The following is a 6,186-nucleotide window of genomic DNA, read 5'->3' on the forward strand; positions in this document are numbered from 1 at the left end:
GATCCGGCCGTCGGGGCCGAGCCGCAGGGCGAGCCGGCGCAGCGAGGCCGGGTCGGGGGTGCGCAGGGTGATGCGCAGGCCGCCGTCGGGCAGTTCCTCGGCCGTGTCGTGCGGGTAGTACTCGGCGACCCAGCGGCCGCCGGGGCCGACCTCGACCACGACCTCGGGGTCCTCGGCGGCGGGCTGCACCAGACCCTCGGACAGGTCGCGCGGTTCTATCTCGGGCGGCGCGGCCGGCTCGTCGAGAATCCGGATCTCCGCGACCCGGTCCAGCCGGAAGGTGCGGCGGGCCTCCGAGCGGCGGCACCACGCCTCGACGTAGGTGTGGCCCATGGTGACCAGGCGGATCGGGTCGATCTCCCGCTCGGTCAGCTCGTCGCGGGCCGGGGAGTAGTAGCGCACCCACAGCCGGCGCCGCTCGGAGATGGCCCGGTCGACGTCGGCGAAGACCCCGCCCTCGGACTCGAAGGTCACCGACAGCCGGGAGCTCGCCCCGGCCGCCTCGCCGGCGGCGGTCTCCACCTTGGCGGTGGCCCGTACGAGTGCCTGCCGGTCGCTCTCGCGCAGGCCGGGCAGGGTGGCCACCGCGCGGGCGGCCACCAGCAGCGCGGTCGCCTCGTCGGCGGCGAGCCGGAGCGGCTCCGCCGCGTCCTCGCCGAGCGCGGCCGGGTTGTGCCACCAGATCCGCTCGCCGTCGGTGTCGATGTCCAGGAGGTCCCCGCCCCGGAAACTGGTGCCGCACATGGGCAGCACGTCCAGGTCGGAGACGAGTTCGTCCTCGGTGATGCCGAAGGCGCGGGCCACGTCCGCGATCCGGGCGCCGGGGCGCTCGCGCAGATACGTGACCAGCGACAGCATCCGCCGGGTCTGGTCGATGGCGTTCACGGGCCGCGCCGGTTTGCCTGCCATGGTGTTTCGCTCCGCTCTCAGCCCTTGGCCACGGCACGCAGCCGGTCCACCACGTCCGCCCGCAGCTCGGCCGGTTCCAGCACCACCACGTCCGGCCCGAACTCCACCAGCCAGGCATCCAGCCCGTGCCCGTACGGAATCTCCAACTCGTCCCAGCCGTCGCCCAGTTCGCGCACCTTGGTGGCCCTGGCCCGCAACGGGTAACCGGCGCCCGAGCGCAGCCGGATCAGCGCGGAGCGGTCGGCGGTCTCCCCCGCCCAGCCCCGTACGGTCTCCCGCACGGTCACCACGTCCGGCACCGGCGCGGTGAAGCCCGTACCGCGGGCGCGGACCTTGCCGGTGATCCGGGACAGCCGGAAGACCCGCTCCGCGCCGCGCTCGCGGTCGAAGCCGGCCAGGTACCAGTGGCCGCGCCAGCACTCCAGCGCCCACGGCTCGACATACCGGGTCTCGGGGTGCGCGGCGGACGCCTTGCGGTAGTCGAAGACCACCGGGCGGCGGTCCCGGCAGGCCAGCATCAGCGGCTCGAACGCGGCCTCGTGCACCGGGATGCGGGGCTCCAGCGCGCCGTGCGAGCCGTAGGGGTCGACGTCCTCGGGCAGCCCGGCCGCGCGCAGCTTCTGCAGGGCGCCGCTGGCGGCGCCGGCCAGCCGGGCCTGCTGCCAGACCTTGGCGGCCAGGCCCAGGGCGGCGGCCTCCTCGGCGTCCAGAGTGATCGCGGGCAGCCGGTTGCTGTCGCGGCGGGCGAGATAGCCGACCTCGCCCTCCAGGTTCTCCACGGTCTCGATGACCAGGCCCAGCTCGCGCAGGTCGTCCTTGTCCCGCTCGAACATGCGGTTGAAGGAGTCGTCCGACCCCGCTTCCAGGTACGCCTCGATGGACCCGCGCAGCTCGCGCTTGCTGAGCGGCCGCCGTGCGCCGAGCAGGCACAGCGCGAGGTTCATCAACCGCTCGGCCTTGGCAATGGCCATCGACGCCCTACGCCTTCCCTCATGTGCTTCCGACCGTCGACCGTACCGCTCCCAGGTGGCGCGGCAAAAGCCGAAGCAAAGAATGAGGGGCATTACGGACGAGGGCGGTCAAGGAAGAAGGGCCCGCGCACCAGGCGCGGGCCCCACTCCGTGCACAAACGGTCAGGGGTGACCGGCCGGGTCAGCGCTTGCCGACGCCCACCAGGTCGCAGACGAAGATCAGCGTCTCGCCCGGCGCGATCCGGCCGCCGGCACCCCGGTCGCCGTACGCGAGGTGCGCGGGGATCACGAGCTGGCGGCGGCCGCCGACCTTCATGCCCTGCACACCCTTGTCCCAGCCCTGGATGACCTGGCCGACACCGAGCTGGAAGTCCAGCGGCGTACCGCGGTTCCAGGACGCGTCGAACTCCTCACCCGTGGAGAACGCGACGCCCACGTAGTGCACCTTGACGACGTCGCCCGCCTCGGCGACCTCGCCGTCGCCCTCCCAGATGTCCTTGATCTCAAGGTCCTTCGGCGGCTCGCCGCCCGGAAAGTCGACCTCGGGCTTGTCGATGCTCACGTCAAAAGCTCCTGCGTGTGTACGAAACGAAACATGGACAGTCTGTCATCCCCGCAGCTCCGGCGCTCGGCGCGCTACATCGCCGCGAGGATGTCCACCGTGAAGACCAGCGTGGCGCCCTTCTTGATACCGCTGCCGCTCGGCGGGTTGTCCCCGTAGCCCAGGTCCGGCGGCACCACGATCAGCACCCGGCTGCCGACCTTCTTCCCCGTGATCCCCTGCGCCAGACCCTTGACGACCTGCTCCATCTGCTCCACCGAGAACTGGCTCAGGCGCCCCGAGCCGTACGTCTTCTGGAACGTCCGGCCGCCCTGCCACTCCAGCCCCTGGAACTGGCACAGGACCGCCTGCTTCCTGGTGACCTCGTCCCCGTCGCCCTCGATGATGTAGTTCGACACCAGCTTCTTCGGCGGGTCCGACTTCGGCAGCGTCACCTTCGGCTGGTTGCCGTCCGTGTTCGTGGCCACCTTGGGCAGGGCCGGGTCCGTCTGCGGGACCTCCTTGCCCTTCGCCGAGCTCTTGGTGTTGTAGGAGTCCAGCAGGTCGATCACGAACACCAGCGTGTCCGTGCCCTTGATCCCCGCCTGCTCATTGCCCGACGGCCCGTACCCCCAGGTCGGCGGCACCGCGATCTCCACCCGGCTGCCGATCTTCTTCCCCGTCAGCGCGTACCGCCAGCCGTCGATGATGCTGCCCTGCGCCAACTGCAGCACCAGCGGATTGCGGTCGTAGGAGTTGTCGAAGACCTTCCCCGAGCTCCAGATCTGGCCCAGGTAGTTCGCCTTGATGAAGTCGTTCTCCGCCACCGTCCGGCCGTTGCCCGCGATCACCGTCCTGACCGCCAGGTCCTTCGACGGCTCCCCCGTCCCCTTGGCGACCGTCGGCTTCTCCCCGAACTTCGTCCCCGCAGTGATCGCCGGCAGCGGACCCTCCACGATCTTCGGCGGCGGAGGCGACGAGGCCGACGGCGACGGCGACGGCGACGCACTCGCCCTGCTCGACTTCGAATCACCGTCGCCGCACCCGGCGAGCGTGACCAGTCCAGCGGGAACGGCGGCCAGGAGGAGTGAGCGTCGGCGCACGGGAGATGCCTCGTAATCGGTCGATCTTGCGGATTGGTGCGCGCAACTCTACGGCGTGACACGGGCGCCGTACGGTAAACGTACGGCGCCCGTGTGGCGTTCGAAGGCAATACGGCGCCAATAGCCGCTGCCGGAGGGACCGCCCCTACATTCCGGCGATCAGTTTCTCCACCCGGTCGTCCACCGAACGGAACGGGTCCTTGCACAACACCGTGCGCTGCGCCTGGTCGTTGAGCTTCAGATGCACCCAGTCGACCGTGAAGTCCCGGCGCTGTTCCTGCGCCCGCCGGATGAAGTCACCGCGAAGCCGCGCCCGAGTCGTCTGCGGCGGCACCGACTTGCCCTCGAAGATCTTCAGGTCATTGCAGATCCGCGCCGCCTGACCCTTCTTCTCCAGCAGGTAGTACAGCCCACGACGCCGGTGGATGTCGTGATACGCGAGGTCTATCTGCGCGACCCGCGGATGCGACATCGTCATGTTGTGCTTCTCGCGGTACCGCTCGATGAGCTTGTACTTCATCACCCAGTCGATCTCGGTACCGATCCGGTCCAGCTCCTCCGTCTCGATCGCGTCCAGCGTCCGGCCCCACAGCTCCAGCACCTGCGCGACCGTGCCCGTACGGATGCCCCGGCGGTCGCAGAAGTCCACCGCCTTGTCGAAGTACTCGCGCTGCACCTCCAGCGCCGACGCCTCCCGGCCACTGGCCAGACGCACCTTGCGCCGGCCGGTGATGTCGTGGCTGACCTCGCGGATCGCCCGGATCGGGTTCTCCAGCGTCAGATCCCGCATCACCGTGCCCGCCTCGATCATGCGCAGCACCAGATCGGTGGCGCCGACCTTCAGCAGCATCGTCGTCTCGGACATGTTCGAGTCGCCCACGATGACATGCAGCCGCCGGTAACGCTCGGCGTCCGCGTGCGGCTCGTCACGGGTGTTGATGATCGGCCTCGAACGCGTCGTCGCCGACGACACGCCCTCCCAGATGTGCTCCGCCCGTTGGCTCACGCAGTACACCGCACCACGCGGCGTCTGGAGCACCTTGCCCGCCCCGCACAGCAACTGCCGGGTCACCAGGAACGGGATGAGGATGTCGGCGAGCCGGGAGAACTCCCCGTGCCGCGCCACCAGATAGTTCTCGTGGCAACCATAGGAGTTGCCCGCCGAGTCGGTGTTGTTCTTGAAGAGGTAGACGTCGCCCGCGATTCCCTCCTCGTGCAGGCGTCGTTCCGCGTCCACCAGGAGTCCCTCGAGAATGCGCTCGCCGGCCTTGTCGTGGGTGACCAGCTCGGTCACATTGTCACACTCGGGTGTCGCGTATTCCGGATGTGAGCCCACGTCGAGATACAGCCGAGCGCCGTTCCGCAGAAAGACATTGCTGCTGCGGCCCCATGACACGACACGGCGGAAGAGGTACCGCGCCACCTCGTCAGGAGACAGACGCCGCTGTCCCCTGAACGTGCACGTGACGCCGTACTCGTTCTCCAGCCCGAAAATGCGGCGGTCCATGACTGAACATTACGCCCGATCCCCTGAACTGAAACGGGGTTCGGCAGCACGATCTGGATCATTTTCCGATGAAGCCGCAACCACACCGCCCCCGACAGGAGCCGTCAGCACCCGTCCCGTGGCCAGCAGCACCAGCAACGACACACCCCCCGCCACCCCCGGCAATGCGAACCCCCACGACGCACCACCCGACTGGACCACCGGCCCGGCGAGCCCCGTCCCCACCGACGCGCCCACCATGAACGTGGTCACCAGCCACGAGAACGCCTCCGTCACCGTCCCCGCCGGAGCATGCCGGTCCACGATGATGAACGCACACGCGATGCACGGCGCCAGGAACACCCCCGACACCACCGACAGCAGCACCATCGCCACCACGCCCGGCATCCACAGCAACGGCAGGTAACACACCGCCAGCAGCGCCACCAGCACCCTCAGCCGCCGCTCCGGCACCCCGGACCACCGCCGCGCCCCGTACACCGTCCCGCCGGCCAGCGCGCCCAGGCCCAGCCCCGCCATCATCCAGCCGTACACCGCGTCACCACCGTGCCCGTCCGCGTACGACACCGACGCCACCGTGATCGACCCCATCGCGATCCCCACGAACAGGAACGCCCCCAGCAGCGCCAGCAGCCCCGGCGACCGCAGCGCCCCCAGCCAGTGCGCCTCCCGCGGCTCCGAGCGCCACGCCCGCGACGGCGCCGACACCACCACCGACAGCGCCCCCAGCACCCCCACGAGGTTCAGCACCAGCAGCGCCGCCCGCTCCGACCACACCGACACGCACAGCGTCACCAGCAGCGGCCCGACCGTGAACATCACCTCCTGCGCCACCGCGTCCAGCGCGTACGCCGTGTGCACCTGGTCCCCCCGGCGCAGCACCGACGGCCACAGCGCCCGCAGCCCGCCCTCCAGCGGCGGCGTGCACAGGCCCGCCAGCGCCACCAGCGCGTACGCCGGGCCCAGCGGACCGATCCCGCAGAACGCGAACCCGGCCATCGCCAGCGCCGACGCCAGCGCCGCCGGCAACTGCACCCGCGGCTGCCCGTACAGGTCCACCAGCCGCCCCAGCAGCGGCTGGCCCACCGCGTTCGCCACCCCGTACACCGCCGCCTGCGCGCCCGCCAGGCTGTACGTACCGCCCTCCGCGCGCAC

The 6,186-nt window shown here is 70.4% G+C and carries 7 protein-coding genes; 1 reads left to right on the top strand and 6 read right to left on the bottom strand.

Features of this window, described 5'->3' with window-relative positions; all coding sequences use genetic code 11:
- From GT030_RS33870 to GT030_RS33885, 4 genes are all read right to left on the bottom strand, one after another.
- Positions 1-909 (bottom strand): WYL domain-containing protein (locus GT030_RS33870; protein WP_161204338.1); only part of this gene is annotated, 909 nt, incomplete at its 3' end.
- A gap of 17 nt (positions 910-926) precedes the next feature.
- On the bottom strand, positions 927-1,880 hold the full coding sequence (locus GT030_RS33875) for a WYL domain-containing protein (RefSeq protein ID WP_161204339.1): 954 nt from the start codon (positions 1,878-1,880) through the stop codon (positions 927-929).
- A gap of 181 nt (positions 1,881-2,061) precedes the next feature.
- Positions 2,062-2,442 carry an FKBP-type peptidyl-prolyl cis-trans isomerase gene (locus GT030_RS33880; RefSeq protein ID WP_031180035.1) on the bottom strand — a complete coding sequence of 127 codons (381 nt, stop codon included), beginning with the start codon at positions 2,440-2,442 and terminating at the stop codon, positions 2,062-2,064.
- Positions 2,443-2,516: 74 nt separating this feature from the next.
- The gene (locus tag GT030_RS33885; RefSeq protein ID WP_346009806.1) at positions 2,517-3,377 is read right to left on the bottom strand and encodes an FKBP-type peptidyl-prolyl cis-trans isomerase; all 861 of its coding nucleotides are present in this window, start codon (positions 3,375-3,377) and stop codon (positions 2,517-2,519) included.
- Between GT030_RS33885 and GT030_RS36985 the strand changes: the two genes are divergently transcribed.
- Positions 3,259-3,540, top strand: a complete 282-nt coding sequence (locus tag GT030_RS36985) for a hypothetical protein (protein WP_237523010.1) — start codon at positions 3,259-3,261, stop codon at positions 3,538-3,540. The two genes, GT030_RS33885 and GT030_RS36985, sit on opposite strands and share 119 nt — an antisense overlap.
- Positions 3,541-3,669: 129 nt before the next feature.
- On the opposite strand, the gene pafA is transcribed toward GT030_RS36985, so the two are convergent.
- Together pafA and GT030_RS33895 are read right to left on the bottom strand one after the other, a co-directional pair.
- Positions 3,670-5,031, bottom strand: coding sequence for a Pup--protein ligase (gene pafA / locus GT030_RS33890; RefSeq protein WP_026249154.1), 1,362 nt, complete (start codon positions 5,029-5,031; stop codon positions 3,670-3,672).
- 9 nt (positions 5,032-5,040) lie between these two features.
- A partial coding sequence (locus tag GT030_RS33895; protein ID WP_161204341.1) for an MFS transporter occupies positions 5,041-6,186 on the bottom strand: 1,146 nt, incomplete at its 5' end.

Origin of the sequence: Streptomyces sp. SID1328, from assembly GCF_009865595.1 — a bacterium.
Classification (GTDB): Bacteria; Actinomycetota; Actinomycetes; order Streptomycetales; family Streptomycetaceae; genus Streptomyces; species Streptomyces griseoluteus.

Excerpts from the sequence above, each read along its gene's own strand:
- pafA (WP_026249154.1), bottom strand. The coding sequence starts at position 5,031 with ATGGACCGCCGCATTTTCGGGCTGGAGAACGAGTACGGCGTCACGTGC.
- GT030_RS33875 (WP_161204339.1), bottom strand. The coding sequence starts at position 1,880 with ATGGCCATTGCCAAGGCCGAGCGGTTGATGAACCTCGCGCTGTGCCTG.